This is a genomic window from Thermococcus gammatolerans EJ3, from assembly GCF_000022365.1.
GTDB lineage: Archaea > Methanobacteriota_B > Thermococci > Thermococcales > Thermococcaceae > Thermococcus > Thermococcus gammatolerans.
In genome coordinates, this window is record NC_012804.1 from 570,621 (window position 1) to 586,949 (window position 16,329).

The following is a 16,329-nucleotide window of genomic DNA, read 5'->3' on the forward strand; positions in this document are numbered from 1 at the left end:
TTTACGGCTTCGTATTCGGAGGTGTTGTGAGATGGTACGGTGGAATAGAAAGCTTGCCCTTTCCCTGCTCCTGATCGGGGTTATGCTCGTGAGTGCGTTCGCTGTAAACCTGGGCGGTGCTAACGAGACCACTCCAAAGCCCCTGAACGTTATCATCGTCTGGCATCAGCACCAGCCCTTCTACTACGATCCAGTCCTCAACGTTTACACGAGGCCATGGGTAAGGTTGCATGCCGCCAACGACTACTGGAAGATGGCCCACTACCTGAGCGAGTATCCAGAAGTGCACGCCACAATCGACCTTTCCGGTTCCCTCATAGCTCAGATAGTGGACTACATGAACGGCCGGGAGGACACCCTTCAGCTCATCAGCTACAAGATCGCGAACGGCGCTCCACTGAGCCTCGACGAAAAATGGCAGGTTCTCCAAGTCCCGGGTGGATTCTTCGACCACACGATCCCCTGGAACGGCGAGCCGGTAACCGATAGGGATGGAAACCCCACGAGAAAGTTCTGGAGGCACTACACCGAGCTCAAAGACAAGCTCATGAACGCGAAGAAGAAGTACTCAAACCTGTCCCTTGAGGAGCAGAAGGTTAAGATAACGGGCGAGTTCACGGAGCAGGACTACGTGGATCTGGCCGTTTATTTCAACTTGGCATGGATAGACTACGGCTATATCGTGAGCCACCCCGAGCTGAAGGCCATCTACGATAGGGTGGATGAGGGCAACTACACAAGGGAGGATCTTAAAACCGTTCTGAACGCCCAGATGTGGCTTCTCAACCACACCTTCGAGGAGCACGAGAGGATAAACCTCCTCCTCGGCAACGGAAACGTCGAGGTCACGGTGGTTCCCTACGCCCACCCGATAGGGCCGATCCTCAACGACTTTGGCTGGGAGGGTGACTTTGACGCACAGGTGAAGAAGGCGGACGAACTTTACCGCGAGTACATCGGGAACGGCACCGTTGCACCGAGGGGAGGCTGGGCCGCCGAATCGGCTCTAAACGATAAGACGCTCGAAATACTGGCTGACAACGGCTGGGAATGGGTAATGACCGATCAGATGGTGCTTGAAAGGATGGGAATTCCAAAGACCGTCGACAACTACTATCACCCCTGGGTGGCCCAGTTCGGCGACAGGAAGATATACCTCTTCCCGAGGAACCACGACCTCAGCGACAGGGTTGGCTTCCGCTACGCCGGCATGAACCAGTACCAGGCCGTTGAGGACTTCGTAAACGAGCTTCTTAAGATTCAGAAGCAGAACTACGACGGTTCCCTCGTCTACGTCATAACCCTCGACGGCGAGAACCCGTGGGAGCACTACCCCTACGACGGTCAGCTCTTCCTCACCCAGCTCTACAAGAGGCTCACCGAACTCCAGGAGGCGGGCCTCATAAGAACGCTGACGCCGAGCGAGTACATCCAGCTCTACGGGGACAAGGCCAAGGTTTTAACACCCAAGATGATGGAGCGCCTCGATTTTACCAGTGAGGAGCGAGTTAAGGCCCTTCTGAAGGCCCAGAGCCTCAACGAGCTCTACGATATGGCCGGGATAAATGAGGAGATGCAGTGGCCCGAGAGCAGCTGGATAGATGGAACACTCTCAACGTGGATCGGTGAGCCCCAGGAGAACTACGCCTGGTACTGGCTTTATCTTGCCAGAAAGACCCTCATGGAGCACAACGCTTCGATGGGCCTTGCTAGGTGGGAGAACGCCAACGAGTACCTACTCAGGGCCGAGGGAAGCGACTGGTTCTGGTGGTATGGCAAGGATCAGGACAGCGGGCAGGATTACGCCTTCGACCGCTACTTCAAAGCCTACCTCTACGAGATCTACCGCCTCGCGAACGTGACCCCGCCGGATTACCTCTACGGCAACTATTATCCTGATGGCGAGCCCTACCTCAGGAGGGCCCTCGACGGACTCAAGGAGGGCCAGGTAAGGACGTACTCAAGCCTCTCCCCCCTTGCCGAGAACGTTAGCGTTTACTTCGACGGTGAGGGGCTTCACTTTGTTCTCAACGGCAACCTGAGCGAGTTTGAGGTGAGCCTGTACGAGGTGAACAGGCACGTTGGGAACACCTTCACCCTGCTCCAGAGCAGACCGGACGAGCTGAGCTATTCAACTTGGCCGTTCTCAAAGGACAGCGTCGGTCTAATGATAACCAAGCATATCGTTTACAGAAACGGCACGGCCGAGCTCTACAACGCAACCGACTACGATAACTCAACCCTCCTCGGCAACCTTACGGTGAAGAAGACCGAAGACTCAGTGGATATCACGGTGCCCTTCGACAACCTCGAGAGCCCCAGCGACTTCTATTTCGCGGTGTCGACCGTGAGAAACGGCAGCCTCGAGGTTATCAGCACACCCGTTGAGCTCAAGCTTCCAACCCAGGTTAAGGGCGCGATCATAGCCGACATAAAGGATCCTGAAGGGGACGACCACGGCCCGGGAACCTACACCTACCCAACGGATGGGGTCTTCAAGCCCGGCGTCTTCGATCTCCTCCGCTTCAGACTCCTCGAAGGAGCCGACGGCTACATCATGGAGTTCTACTTCAAGAACCTTGGCGACAATCCCTGGAACGGGCCGAACGGATTCAGTCTGCAGATAATTGAGGTTTACCTCGACTACAAACCCGGCGGGAACACTTCTGCAATAAAAATGTTCCCGGATGGCCCCGGTGCGAACGTTAACCTCGACCCAGAGCATCCGTGGGACGTGGCGTTCAGAATAGCTGGCTGGGACTACGGCAACCTCATCGTCCTGCCGAACGGTACGGTTTACCAGGGTGAGATGAAGATCTCGACCGATCCAACCAAGAACGCCATAATAGTCAAGATCCCGAAGAAGTACATAAAGATTGACGAGGACTACGGACTCTGGGGAGACGTCCTGACTGGATCGCAGGATGGCTATGGTCCTGACAAGTGGAGACCGGTAGCTGTTACGGCCGAGCAGTGGAAGGTCGGAGGCGGAGATCCAGACGCCATCATAGCGGGCGTTGAGCCAAGGGTGATGGATGAACTCGTGCCGCCTGGCTTTAAACCAACTCAGGAGCAGCAGCTGAGCTCCTACGATGCCGAGAACGGAAAGCGCGCGACAGTTAAGGCGATTTCCCTCCTCAAGACCGGTATAGTCGTCAAGGATCCGGAGGGAGATGATCACGGTCCAGGAACTTACACATATCCAACTGACCCCGTCTTCGTTCCAGGCGCCTTTGATCTCCTCAAGTTTAAAATGGTGAACGAAAGCGACTACTGGCATCTTGAGTTTTACTTCAAGGATCTCGGTGACAATCCCTGGAACGGGCCGAACGGATTCAGCCTCCAGATAATCGAGGCATACTTCGACTTCAAGGACGGAGGCAACACTTCCGCTATAAAGATGTTCCCCGACGGGCCAGGTGCCAACGTTGATCTCGATCCAAGCCATCCCTGGGATCTCGCCCTTAGAATAGCTGGCTGGGACTACGGTAACTTAATTGTTCTCCCAAACGGGACCGTTTACCAGGGTGAGATGAAGATCTCGGCCGATCCAACCAAGAACGCGATAATCGTAGAGCTCCCTAAGAGGTACCTCAGGGTCAACCGGGAGTACGGCCTCTACGCCTCAATACTCACGGGAAGCCAAGACGGTTACGGTCCTGACAAGTGGAGACCAGTAGCTGTTACGGCCGAGCAGTGGAAGGTTGGTGGAGGGGATCCTGATGCCATCATAGCCGGCGTCGAGCCAAGGGTGATGGACGAGCTCGTCCCGCCCGGCTTCAAACCCACTCAGGAGCAGCAGCTGAGCTCTTATGATGCCGAGAACGGAAAGAGGGCCACGGTGCTGATGATAACCCTCATCAAGGGCACATCCACTGGTGGAGGCACTACCACAACAACCACTACACCCAGTCCAACGACCACCACGACTACTTCAACTACCACTATATCAACCACAACAACCACGTCCTCCTCGGGAGGTGGCACCAGCTCTGGGCCAACAACTACGACGACGAGTACCACTACAACTTCAACGACCACAACCACCACTACACCCACCACTACCACAACGTCGACGACAACTTCAAAGAAGGGCGGCTGGAAGCTCTGTGGGCCCGCTGTGATAGTGGGCCTTGCCCTAATGCCGCTCCTTCTACGGAGGAAGCTCTGACCTTTTTACACATTTTTGGAGGTGATCCAATGGCCGAAGTCGTGCTCAGGGGCGTGTGGAAGCGGTTTGGTGAGGTTGTTGCGGTTAGGGATATGAACCTTCACGTTAAGGATGGGGAGTTCATGATCCTTCTCGGGCCAAGCGGGTGCGGAAAGACGACGACGCTGAGGATGATAGCAGGCTTAGAAGAGCCTACGAAGGGACAGATATACATCGGAGACAAGCTCGTTGCAGACCCCGAGAAGGGTGTTTTCGTCCCGCCGAGGGATAGGGACATCGCCATGGTCTTCCAGAGTTATGCTTTATACCCTCACATGACGGTTTATGATAACATTGCATTCCCGCTCAAGCTTAGAAAAGTACCAAAACAAGAAATCGACAGAAGAGTTAGGGAAGTTGCGGAAATGCTTGGACTAACAGAACTCCTCAACAGGAAGCCGAGGGAGTTGAGCGGTGGCCAGAAGCAGAGGGTAGCCCTCGGGAGAGCAATAGTTAGAAAACCCAAGGTTTTCCTGATGGACGAGCCGCTGAGCAACCTCGACGCCAAACTCAGGGTTAAAATGCGTGCTGAGTTGAAGAAGTTGCAGAGGCAGCTTGGGGTTACTACGATTTACGTTACACACGATCAGGTTGAGGCAATGACAATGGGTGACAGGATTGCTGTGATAAATCAGGGTGTTCTGCAGCAGGTGGGAACTCCTGATGAGGTTTACGACAGGCCGGCTAATACGTTTGTTGCGGGCTTTATAGGCTCGCCGCCGATGAATTTCATGGATGCCACCATAACTGAGGATGGGTTTGCGGACTTCGGGGAGTTTAGACTTAAACTCCTGCCTGAGCATGTGGAGGTGCTGAGGGATAAAAACCTCCTCGGGAGGGATGTCATTTTTGGCATAAGGCCCGAGGACATTTATGATGCCATGTTCGCCCAGGTCAAGGTGCCGGGGGAGAACATGGTGAGGGCGATGGTGGAGATTATTGAGAACCTCGGAAGCGAGAAGATAGTCCACCTCCGCGTTGGGGGGATAACCTTCCTTGGCTCCTTCCGCTCGGAATCTAAAGTGAGGGAAGGGCAGGAGGTCGATGTTGTCTTCGACATGAGGAAGGCCCACATCTTCGAGAGGAAAAGCGGAAAAGCAATATTTTAAACCTCGCCTTCCTTCTTTTTTCATGCTTGAGAAACTGGCGGAGTTCATAGCGGAGAACTTCTCACAGGGAAAGGCCGTTGAGCTTGGCATAGGCTTCCAGACGAAGGTAGCTTTAAGGCTGATAGAGCTCGGCTACGACGTTCTGGCGATAGACTGGAACGAAAAAGCTGTGGAGAACGCGAGAAGAGCGGGCATAAAAGCGGTCCGCGACGACCTCTTTAGGCCGAGGCTCAGCCTTTACAGGGACGCGGTCCTTCTCTACTCAGTAAGGCCAACGCCCGAGATAATGGAGCCCATCGTCGAGCTGAGCCGAAAAGTGAACGTTCCCCTCGTAGTTCTGCCCCTGAGCGGTGATTCCGTGCCCAGACCGCTGAGGCTCGTGAACTACAAAGGACTGGCGATATACGTTTATAAGCCGTGAGGGAACTAAGGGCGGTGGTGGTATGAGGCTCTTCGGCACCGCGGGAATTCGGGGGAGGCTCTGGGAGAAGGTGACGCCCGAGCTCGCATTGAAGGTCGGAATGGCGATTGGAACGTACAAAGGTGGAACGGCTGTCGTCGCGAGGGACGGGAGGACTTCAAGCGTTATGCTCAAGAACGCGGTGATAAGCGGTCTGCTCGCGAGCGGAATGGAGGTTTTAGATGCCGATTTGATTCCAACACCGGCCCTGGCCTGGGCCACCCGGGAGCACGGCGACGCTGGAGTTATGATTACCGCGAGCCACAATCCGCCGACAGACAACGGTATAAAGGTCTTCAACGGCGATGGGACGGAGTTCTACGTGGAACAGGAGAAGGAGCTTGAGGGGATAGTCTTCTCCGGGAACTTCAGGAGGGCTGAGTGGAACGAGATTAAAACCGTTAAGCCCCTCGACGTTATAGACGACTACATCGGAGCGGTTCTTGACTTCGTGAACCACGAGACGGGCCTTAAAGTTCTCTACGACGGGGCCAACGGCTCAGGGAGCGTTTTAGCGCCTTACCTGCTCCGCGAGATGGGGGCCAAGGTTATAAGCGTGAACGCCCACGTTGACGGCCACTTCCCGGGAAGGAGGCCCGAGCCGCGCTATGAAAACATCGCCTATCTCGGGGAGCTTGTTAAAGAACTCGGCGTTGATTTGGCGATAGCGCAGGACGGAGACGCCGACAGGATAGCGGTCTTCGACGAGAGGGGCAACTACGTTGACGAGGATACGGTTATAGCGCTCTTCGCCAAGCACTACGTTGAAGAGAACGGCGGGGGAACGGTTGTTACCTCGATAAACACCGGCTCAAGGATAGACGAGGTCGTCGAGAGGGCAGGGGGAAAGGTCGTTAGAGTTCCCCTTGGCCAGCCCCATGACGGCATAAAGAAATACGGAGCCATCTTCGCCGGCGAACCCTGGAAGCTCGTCCATCCAAAGTTCGGCAACTGGATTGACAGCTTCGTGACGATGGCGCTCCTGATTAAGATGATTGACGAGAACGGCCCCCTCTCAAAGCTCGTCTCGGAGATTCCGGTCTATTACCTGAGGAAGGAGAACGTTCCGTGCCCGGACGGGCTTAAGGGGAAGGTCGTTGAGAGGGCCAGGGAAGAGCTTGAGAAGGCCTTGGGAGAGGAAATCAAGGAAATTCTCACGATTTCGGGCTACCGCTTCCAGCTGAGGGACGGCTCATGGGTTCTCGTCAGGCCAAGCGGGACGGAGCCGAAGATTCGCGTTGTCGTCGAGGGGCCAAGCGAAAAAAGAAGGGACGAACTCTTCGAGTTAGCTTACAAAACGGTTGCAAAAGAAGTGGAAAAGCTCAAACGAAGCGCGCGGGTCTGAGAGTCCTGACTGCTATTTCCCTTTTGTCTACCATGACCTTGAAGCCCTCCTTGGCGACGTAGGTCTTGACTCCGGTTACCGTTTCGATGTACTTTGCCTCCTTGTATGGGTTGGCGAAGTGCATCTTCATGCCGATGTGGCTCATTATCAGGACTTCAGGTTTTTTCTCCATGCTCTTGAGCATCTCGACGGCATCATCCGTGCTGAGGTGATAGGGAATTCCCATGTCCCTTGGACGCGTTATCGCCGCTATGAGAACCCTCGCCCCGTCGTGCCACTCTACCAGCCCATCAAAGTAGGCTGTGTCGGGAATGTAGGAGATGTCGCCGTAGGCGGTCTTCATGCGGAAGCCTATCGTTGTCGGGTCGGAGTGCTGGCTCGGGGTTATCAGGAACTCCTCCTCGCCTATCGCTATCTTGTTGCCCGGCTCTGGCGTGTGGACGCTTTCGAGGACTTCTATGTGATACTTGCTTATCGCAGGTGTATGAGTCTCGTCGCCGTAGACGACGCTCTTCGAAGCTATGAGCACTCCCCTCTTCTTGAGCGCGCCACCGGTCATGGCCTCGACCATGACCTCGAGGTCGTTGCAGTGGTCAACGTGCCTGTGGGAGACGAAGATGGCGTCTAACCTTCTCGGGTCGAGCTTGTAGCGCCAGCTTCTAACCAAAGCACCCGGCCCCGGGTCGACGTAGACGTTCCTGCTCGCCCTTATGTGGAATCCCCCAGTGGAGCGGAACTGAGTTATTGTGATGAACCTCCCGCCCCCGCTCCCGAGGAAGGTTATCTCTATCACTCCCTCACCTCCGTATCCTCTGCAGACGGTAGGCTTTAGGCGGTGGGGTATATAAGGTGTTTGGATGGCCGAAAGCAGTTTAAGCTCCGGGGAGAAGTGGGGGTTGGTGATTCGGATGACTCAGCTTGGGAAGGTCTTGAAGGAAGTTGAAGGCCTGAGAGACGAGATGATAAAGACGCTCGTCGAGCTGATTAAGATTCCGGCCATAAGCCCCGACTACGGTGGTGAGGGCGAATACGACAAGGCCCAGAAGTTGCTTGAGATTATCAGAGACTGGCCCTTCGACAAGGTCGAGGTCTACAACGCGCCCGACAAGAGGGCCAAGAACGGGGTCAGGCCGAACATATTGGCCTATTACTACGGCGAGAAAGGCGAGGAAAGCGAGAGACTCTGGATTCTCACCCACCTCGACGTCGTTCCGCCCGGGGACCTGAGCAAGTGGACCGTTACCGAGCCATTTAAACCGCTCGTCAAGGACGGCAAGGTCTACGGGCGCGGAAGCGAGGACAACGGGCAGAGTTTGGTTGCTTCGCTTTACGCGGTGAAGGCCATGATGAACCTCGGGATAAGGCCGAAGAGGACGGTTATTTTGGCCTTCGTCAGCGACGAGGAAACCGGGAGCAAGTACGGAATCGAATGGTTGATGAGGGAACACCCAGAGCTCTTCAGGGAAGATGACCTCGTTCTCGTCCCCGACGGTGGAAACGAGGACGGAACGTTCATAGAAGTCGCTGAAAAGGGAATCCTCTGGTTCAAGCTAAGGGTCAGGGGGCAGCAGGTGCACGCGAGCATGCCGGACAAGGGCCTGAACGCACACCGCGTTGCACTTGATTTGGCCTACAACCTCGACAAAAAGCTTCACGAGAAGTACAGCGAGAGGGACGAGCTCTTCGAGCCAGCTGAGAGCACCTTCGAGCCAACGATGGGAGGAAACCCAGCAGACAGCCCCAACATAATCCCTGGAGAGCACGAGGTCGTTTTCGACTGCAGGGTTCTGCCAAGGTACAGCCTCGACGATATCCTCAAGGACGTCGAGGGCGTCGTGGAAGAAGTTAAGGAGAGGCACAGGAAGGAGCTTGACGGGAAGGTTCTCCCAGAAATCGAGGTGGAGATTCTTCAGAGGGCAGACCCGGCCCCGCCGACCGACCCGGAGGGCGAGATAGTGAAACTCCTGAAGGAGGCGATAAAAGAACTCCGCGGAAAGGAAGCCAAGGTCGGTGGAATAGGCGGTGGAACCTTTGCGGCGTTCTTCAGGAGGAAGGGGATTCCCGCCGTTGTGTGGGCGACGCTCGACGAGATGGCACACCAGCCCAACGAGTACGCGAAGATTGACAACATGGTCGAGGACGCGAAGGTTATGGCTGCTTTGGCGCTTCTCTGACTTTTCTCTTCTTACATTTCAAGCCTCTTTGAAGCCGTCGGCAGGTATTTATAATCCCGCGGACAACCGTACATCGGTGGAGATCATGAGATGGGTGGTTCCCCTTCTTATCCTAATCGTCCTCGTTTCTGGATGTGTAAGTGATGTGGACAACGCTCGTTTCGAGAGTTCAAGCTCCTCCTCAACTCAGGAGACGACCCCTAACGCTGGAAATTCTGAGTGGAAAAACCCTGTTGTGGGGGGTATGAACTCTTTCGCCATTGAGCTCTATAAAAAGCTGGGAGAAAACAACGGCAACGTCTTTTTCTCTCCCTACAGCATCGAAACGGCCCTCACAATAGCCTATGAAGGTGCAAGAGGGGCTACGAGGGATGAAATGGGGAACGTTCTCCAGCTTCCCGGGGACAATGAGACCCGCTGGAAGGGCTTTAGAGGCCTCATTCTATCACTGGAAAGCAATGAGAGCTCACCCTTCGTTCTCAGGAGCGCCAACGCCCTCTGGGTCCAAAGTGGATATCCTGTAAGGGAGGACTACCTCCGGATTGCTAAGGAGTATTATCTGGCCAACGCTAGTGATCTTGACTTTCAGGGTAATCCTGAAGGGGCGGCCGATGTCATAAACGATTGGGTGAAGAACCGGACCGGTGGCAGGATTAGGGACATCATATCAAGACTAAGCCCCGACACGAGACTGGTAATAACGAACGCAGTTTACTTTAAGGCAAACTGGTCGAGCAGGTTTGAGGCAGTTAACACCAAAAACGAGACCTTTTACTCCCCCAGTGGGCCCGTTGTGGTGCAGATGATGCACCAGACTGCGAAGTTCTTATATTTCGAAAACGATGACCTTCAGGCGGTGGAACTCCCCTACGAAGGGAACCGGCTGGGCATGCTGGTAATCCTTCCCCGAGAGGGGAGGTTTGAAGAGGTTGAAAGACAGTTGAACGCGGAGATGATCAGCGAAATAGTTGCTAACATGACCGACGAGATGGTTGCCGTTTCCATCCCAAAGTTCAAACTCGAGGAGGACTATCACCTCAAGGAAGTTCTCATGGAAATGGGCGTTAAGAGGGCCTTCACCAGACCAGACTTTGCAGGCATTTCTGAACTGGAGGACCTCGTTATAAGTGATGTGATCCATAAGACCTACATAAGTGTCGCCGAGAAGGGGACCGAGGCCGCCGCTGCCACGGCTGTGATAATGACCCTGGCTGCTCCCCCAGAGAATAACCTGAAGGTATTCCGGGCAGATCGTCCATTTATATTCTTCATACACGACAGGGAAACGGGAGCGATACTCTTCATGGGGAGGCTGATGAACCCTAAGGAATGAGCTTTTAAACATCCGCTTCAACTTTTTTCATGCCCCTCTGGAAGGACGGGAAGCTCGGACTGCCGATAAAGGAAGCGGTAACGCTCTTTCCGGAGCTGAAGGACTACCTTGACGAGCGAGGAAGGCTCGACTTCTCAAACAGGGAGGCGAGGATACTCTACAACAGGGCGATAGCGAAGGCCCTCTTCGGACTGGAGATAGAATACCACCCGCGCGGTCTCGTAACGCCCCCAATATCGCGCTACCTCTTCCTGAAGACGTTTTTGAAGGGAGGAGAGAAGGTTCTGGAGATTGGGACCGGACACACCGCGATGATGGCGCTTATAGCTGAAAAGCTCTTCGACTGCGAGGTAGCGGCTACAGAGCTCGACGAGGAGTTCTTTGAGTACGCGAGGAGGAACATCGAGCGAAACCTCGCTAGGATCAGACTAATCAAGAGCGACGGTGGAATAATCCGGGGAGTAATTCCTGAAGGAGAGCGCTTCGACGTAATTTTTTCGGCTCCACCATACTACGAGAGGCCGACGAAGGGAGTTCTCACGGAGAGGGAAGGCGTTGGAGGTGGAAAGTACGGCGAGGCCTTCTCGGTGGGGCTGATAGAGGAAGCAAGGTATTACTTACGGCCCGGCGGAAAGGTGGCTCTCTTCCTTCCCGATAAAAAGCCTCTAATCGGTGTTATAGCAGAAAAAGGGGAAGAGCTGGGCTATTCCGTGAGGGACGTGAAGTTTAAGGTCGGAACGCGGTGGAGGCACAGTTTGGTACTCAGATTGTAATGGTTGTTGTAACGGCCATAACTTTCGTGATTTTGGTCGTTTAAACGACCAAATAAAAAAGGATTTCGGTCGGTAGAGCGACCAACATCCAAGGGTTAATCTTATTTCATCCTTCATCCAAAAACAAACCGTGAGGGGGTGGTTTTCGTGTGGCTTGGGACGGGAAGAGAGGTTGTAAAGCCCTGGCCGGGTTTGGAGAGAGCCCCTGAGAAGTTCCTCATCGTTTTCACGGGCATAGGGCTGGGCCATGCTGAGGAACTCCTGGAAAGTGTGGAAGTTGTGGAAGACTGCACCTATGTTTATAGAGCCCTCGTTGGCAATTACAGGGGCGAGAAAATCTGCGTTCTAAATCCCTACTTCGGAGCCCCCGCCTCGGTCTTCGCCCTCGAACTGGCCATAGCGAGCGGGGGAAGATACTTTATAATGGTGGGGGAGGCGGGTGCGATAAAAGAAGGTATTCACATAGGCGACGTGATACTGCCGACTTGGGCCCTGAGGGAGGAGGGAACAAGCTACCACTACCTGCCCCCTGAGTACACCCCAAGGCCCAGTGAGAAACTGCTGAGCATGCTTGAAAAGGAGGTGAGACGTCAAATAGGAAAGAGGAGAATTGGCGTTTTCAGGGGAGGCGTGTGGACGACGGATGCGCCCTTCAGGGAAACGGAGGACAAAGTAAAGGAATACGCCAAGCGCGGGATTCTCGGCGTTGAAATGGAGAGTTCAGCCTTAATGAGCGTTGCCGAGTTTAGGGGTGTTGAGCTGGCGGTTGCCCTGGCGGTTTCAGATGAGCTTTATAGAGGGGAATGGAACGTTGGATTCGGGAGTGAAAAACTTAGAAGGGCGGAGGAACTGCTGGTTAAATCCGCCCTGGAAGTTCTGGCGGCCCTATGATTTAGAGGGACTCCGACCGTGGGCGTCTCAGCACTCACGCCGGTCTCAGTGGAGGTGCTTTCTCGTCATCGTCCCGCTAATCACTTCATGTCCTCAACATCATGTCCTCAACATAAAGGAAGAGGCACTTAAGGTATTCGGTGTCCTTCGAGGCCATGAGTATCGGGTGGTCCGGTGCCTGAGTCCTGTAGGGCTCGAGCATCTTGAGGAACTTGCCGGCTTTGGCTGCTGCCGCTATGACCATGTCCTTGAAGGCCTGCATGTCAACGTGCTGGGAGCAGGAGCATGTGACGAGGATCCCACCCTCCTTAACGAGCTTCAGGCCGGCGTGGTTGACGTTGAAATACGCCCTGAGCCCGCGCTTGAGGTCCTTCTCGTGCTGGACGAAGGCGGGAGGATCGAGGATCACTATGTCGAACTTCTCACCCTTCTTTATCATTTCCTCCATTACAGGGAAGGCTGAACCCGTTATGTACCTCATCCTGTCTTCGACGCCGTTGAGCTTGGCGTTCTCCTTCACCATGTTGATTGCCCAGGGTGACTTATCAACGGCAACGACCTCATCAGCGCCAGCTACTGCCGCGTGAATGGCGAAGCCTCCGGTGTAAGTGAAGACGTCGAGAACTCTCATGCCTGGCTTAACGTACTTCTCAAGGGCTATCCTGTTCTCCCGCTGGTCGAGGAAGAAGCCCGTCTTCTGCCCGCGCATGTCCACGATGAACTTTGCCTTACCTTCTTCGATTATGGTGCGGTACTTCTCCTTTCCGAGCAAAACCCTCTCTATTTCGGGCAGACCTTCCCTGCGCCTGCTCCTTCCGGTGTTCTTCTCGAAGACGGTTTCAATCTCTGGCTCGGCCTCCATTATGGCCTCGGCAACGTCGAGCTTGAAGCGCTCCATTCCAACGCTCGAAATCTGAACCGAGGCAATCTCGTTGAAGCGGTCAACTATGAGACCGGGCAGATAATCGGCCTCGCCGTAGACCATTCTGTAGGCCTTGTCGTAGCCGAGAACCTTCTTTCTGTACTCGTTGGCCTTCTTTATCCTCTCACGGAAGAGCTCCTTCGTTATCGGGGTTTCCCTGTCCTTAATGAGCAGGCGGACCATTATGTTCGAGTTGGGGTTGACGAAGCCCCTGCCAAGGAATTTGCCCCCGCGCGTATAGACCTCGACTATGTCGCCGGGTTCAAACTCGCCCTCGGTTCTCACCACTCCCTTCTTGAAGACTATCATCGCGCCCTTTCCGATCGCTCTCGCCGCCTGAGCGTCAACGATTACCCTCGCCATCTTCACCACCGAGGCCAGTACGCGCCCCTCTTTAAAAGGTTGCCCGAGTTGGTGTTCCTCCAGGATCTTCCACTTCCTCCAGCGATAGGTATTTAACTCCGGGAAGCGTATATACCCAGGGGGTGATTCTATGCACTTTGAGGTCGTCAAAGAGTTTCTTGAGGACATCGGGGCGGACTGGATTGAGATCGAGGGGGAAATACACCTCGACCCCGAGGTCTTCTATGAGGTTTGGAAGTACATCGGCCAGCCCGAGCTGAAGACCTACGTTGTTGAGGACGAAGTTGTCGAGCCCGGCTCCTACGACCCCCCCGAGATGAAGTACACCGACGTTAAGAAGATAAAGAAAAAGAAGGTCTACTTCGAGACCCTCGACGGAAAGAGGATCGTTACCGATTACGCCGAGTTCCAGAGGATAGCCAGGGAGAAGGGCTCTTGATTCCTTTTCTCACCTTATGAGAATAGGTATCATCAGAACGGCCATGCAGTTCGTTCTTCTGACTCCGAGTTCCTGTGTAAGGTACCCTATGGCCGCTCCTGTTAGGAGAACCCAGAGCCCGTATAGTCCATCGAAGTAGAGCGAGAGGCAAAGGAGGAACAGCACAACGGTGGCGTTGAGAAGACGGTAGTTAATGGCCTTTATGAGCCCGAGATATGGCTTTGGGAGGGCCGAACCGAGCAGAACAGCGATCGATCCCACGAGGATCGCTGATAGGAGGATCACCGTCACCTCTGGGGGTTTAGTCCCACTCCTGCTGAGTGCCACCGCAATGCCGTTTCTCGTTCTCCCCGTCATCGAGTAGTTGATGATCCCGAAGAGGAAGTTGGAGGTGTTTATGGAGTAGACCGCCGCCAAGAAGCTCCTCTCATCTCTGGAAAAGAGCGTTGCTATCGTAGCTCCTATTGAAGCTGTGAATGCCGGGAGAATAGAGGAAACCATCCCGAGGACCGTTCCCGCGATTGAGAATGCGATCAAAGGTTTCCACTCAACATGCGGACTTTTGTCCTGCTCTGGAAAGGTTCCTTTTCCCTGGAGGGAGGCGATTATAACGGGGATTCCAAACAACCCGGTGAAGAGATGGTAGAAGGGCTCTTTCAGGTTCATCTGGTTGAGAACAGTCCATCCCAGAACTCCCGAGAGCGCTATAACAAGAACCGCCTGTGGAGCTTTGTCCCTCCCGCTGAGAAGGAGGAAGGCGAGGAGAAACAGCACTCCAACCTTTCCGGTGGTTGGGGAGTAGAGAACCACAAGGCGGGAGTAGAGGGGCAGAAAAGGAATAACGAAGACCACTGCAAGGAGGCTCGACAGGAGTGCAATCCTGAGCACCTCTAGGCCTTTCCCCGCCAGAACCAGCCTGTGAGCCGGCAGAACCCCGAGTGCCGTCCCCTCGTCGGGAACGCCGAGGAACGTGGATGGAAACGCGTCCAGAAAGGTATGGGTCAGACCCATTGCAAAGAGCAGGTAAAAGGAGCTCTCCATCCCCGCGAGTGTGTTCACATGTATTCCCGGTGTTAGGCCCGTGAACGTTCCGAGAAAGAGGCCGATCAGCAGTTCCCGGAGCAAACGTCATCCCCCGAGCTCACCTGTAGGGCGGGCTTTCCCCTGTAATCTGTGAAGGTTCCGTAGGCGGTTATGACCGTTCCCTCTTTAACCTCGATTCCGAGGGATTTGGGGAGCTTCAGGAGAACCCAGCATTCCCCGCTCGTTACGTTGGCCAGCCCAAAGCCGTTGCCGTACCTCTTCACCCACTCCACCCGTCCGGCTATCTTCGAAAAACCGCCCTCACGGAAGTTGCATATCCCGTTCGGAAGCCTCTCCCTCGGAAGGGCTAGCTCACAACTTAGACAGACCAAGCTGGAGCCCGTGTTGAGGGCCCTGACTTTTATCATATCTCCTGCTCTGGCTTTGAAACCCCTGAGCCTGAGGCTCGTACAGTTCAGCACGAGGCCGCTCTTCATAACCCTGAGGACGAGGCATTCTCCTCCTCCGATCTTCCCGATCGAGGTTTTGTCTATTGGTACCGTTGGGGGATAACCGAGTCTCCTCACGTCGCCTATGTCGTCCACGTAAACGTTAACCCTCGACGTTATTCTGACCCTGCCGAGAACTTCCACTTTCAGGCCCCTCTCAAGGCTTTGGCCGTGGGGGAGGTAGATGTACAGCTTCTCCCTTCCATTCCACAGTACGATCCGGTTTTCGTTCCCGAAGGTCCCGAGAACGGTTCCCCTTATCAGCGCCGGCATTCCGTCCCTTATCGATCTGGACGGAGTTCCCGCATGGGTTATTTTCACAGGATAGAACTTTGAGCCGTATTTAACTCCAAGAACCCTCACGAGGCTTCCTTTCTGGATATCCAGCGGTTTCCCCAGCTCAACCCAGTCGGGGGTTAATAGATAGTGCCTTCTCCCTCTACTGATCCAGTAAGCACCTTCCGTCTCCTCGAGCCATTGGGGGATGGCTGAGTAGGGCCTGAGAAAGTATTTTCCGCTTACTCGAAGGCCGCTTCTCGTTTCCTCCAGCTCTCCTCTGAGGGTATAGAGCTTCCCTATCTCAAGTTGCTCGGGGACGAGAAGTGTATCCGTTGAGTTGAAGAGTATGGAGTAACTTCTCTCTGCTTTCACACAGACCCCAACGAAGCTTTTGGTGCTGTCATCGCGGTTCTCTCCCAGGGCAAATAGACCTGCCGTTGAGAGCAGTGCCACCAGTGCAAGTGCGGTGTATAGCCTTCTATCAGACATCATCAAAAAG

The 16,329-nt window shown here is 54.6% G+C and carries 13 protein-coding genes; 9 read left to right on the forward strand and 4 right to left on the reverse strand.

Annotated elements, in window-relative coordinates; all coding sequences use genetic code 11:
- The first annotated feature begins 31 nt into the window (after positions 1-31).
- The 4 genes from TGAM_RS03070 to glmM are packed head-to-tail and all read left to right on the forward strand — an operon-like array spanning position 32 to position 7,124.
- Complete coding sequence (locus TGAM_RS03070; protein ID WP_015858223.1) at positions 32-4,171, forward strand: glucodextranase DOMON-like domain-containing protein; 4,140 nt, start codon at positions 32-34, stop codon at positions 4,169-4,171.
- A gap of 29 nt (positions 4,172-4,200) precedes the next feature.
- A complete protein-coding gene (locus TGAM_RS03075; RefSeq protein ID WP_015858224.1) occupies positions 4,201-5,319 on the forward strand; it encodes an ABC transporter ATP-binding protein in 1,119 nt (372 codons plus the stop codon).
- Positions 5,320-5,341: 22 nt separating this feature from the next.
- A complete protein-coding gene (locus tag TGAM_RS03080; protein WP_015858225.1) occupies positions 5,342-5,740 on the forward strand; it encodes a UPF0146 family protein in 399 nt (132 codons plus the stop codon).
- Positions 5,741-5,762: 22 nt separating this feature from the next.
- On the forward strand, positions 5,763-7,124 hold the full coding sequence (glmM, locus tag TGAM_RS03085; protein WP_015858226.1) for a phosphoglucosamine mutase: 1,362 nt from the start codon (positions 5,763-5,765) through the stop codon (positions 7,122-7,124).
- Here the strand turns inward: glmM and TGAM_RS03090 are convergent.
- Positions 7,102-7,917: an MBL fold metallo-hydrolase gene (locus TGAM_RS03090; RefSeq protein WP_015858227.1), complete on the reverse strand. Its 816-nt coding sequence runs from the start codon at positions 7,915-7,917 to the stop codon at positions 7,102-7,104. The genes glmM and TGAM_RS03090 overlap by 23 nt on opposite strands.
- Positions 7,918-8,032: 115 nt before the next feature.
- Here TGAM_RS03090 and TGAM_RS03095 point away from each other — a divergent pair, with 115 nt between their 5' ends.
- The 4 genes from TGAM_RS03095 (at position 8,033) to TGAM_RS03110 (ending at position 12,295) form a co-directional block, all read left to right on the forward strand.
- Entirely contained in the window at positions 8,033-9,298 is a 1,266-nt protein-coding gene (locus TGAM_RS03095; protein WP_048811068.1) for a M20 family metallo-hydrolase, read from the forward strand.
- Positions 9,299-9,383: 85 nt separating this feature from the next.
- Positions 9,384-10,631 (forward strand): serpin family protein, encoded by a 1,248-nt coding sequence (locus tag TGAM_RS03100; RefSeq protein ID WP_015858229.1) that lies wholly within the window; start codon positions 9,384-9,386, stop codon positions 10,629-10,631.
- Positions 10,632-10,660: 29 nt separating this feature from the next.
- Positions 10,661-11,404, forward strand: a complete 744-nt coding sequence (locus tag TGAM_RS03105) for an RlmF-related methyltransferase (protein WP_015858230.1) — start codon at positions 10,661-10,663, stop codon at positions 11,402-11,404.
- Positions 11,405-11,542: 138 nt separating this feature from the next.
- Complete coding sequence (locus TGAM_RS03110) at positions 11,543-12,295, forward strand: nucleoside phosphorylase (RefSeq protein ID WP_015858231.1); 753 nt, start codon at positions 11,543-11,545, stop codon at positions 12,293-12,295.
- An 85-nt stretch (positions 12,296-12,380) separates the two neighbouring features.
- Here the strand turns inward: TGAM_RS03110 and TGAM_RS03115 are convergent, their stop codons facing one another.
- Positions 12,381-13,580 (reverse strand): class I SAM-dependent rRNA methyltransferase, encoded by a 1,200-nt coding sequence (locus TGAM_RS03115; RefSeq protein ID WP_048811070.1) that lies wholly within the window; start codon positions 13,578-13,580, stop codon positions 12,381-12,383.
- Between the two features lie 130 nt (positions 13,581-13,710).
- Here TGAM_RS03115 and TGAM_RS03120 point away from each other — a divergent pair, with 130 nt between their 5' ends.
- Entirely contained in the window at positions 13,711-14,019 is a 309-nt protein-coding gene (locus tag TGAM_RS03120; RefSeq protein ID WP_015858233.1) for a DUF5748 family protein, read from the forward strand.
- A gap of 9 nt (positions 14,020-14,028) precedes the next feature.
- Here the strand turns inward: TGAM_RS03120 and TGAM_RS03125 are convergent, their stop codons facing one another.
- The gene (locus tag TGAM_RS03125; protein WP_015858234.1) at positions 14,029-15,144 is read right to left on the reverse strand and encodes a tripartite tricarboxylate transporter permease; all 1,116 of its coding nucleotides are present in this window, start codon (positions 15,142-15,144) and stop codon (positions 14,029-14,031) included.
- Positions 15,126-16,322, reverse strand: coding sequence for a hypothetical protein (locus TGAM_RS03130; protein WP_048811071.1), 1,197 nt, complete (start codon positions 16,320-16,322; stop codon positions 15,126-15,128). The genes TGAM_RS03125 and TGAM_RS03130 overlap by 19 nt, the downstream gene beginning before the upstream one ends.
- Positions 16,323-16,329 lie beyond the last annotated feature (7 nt).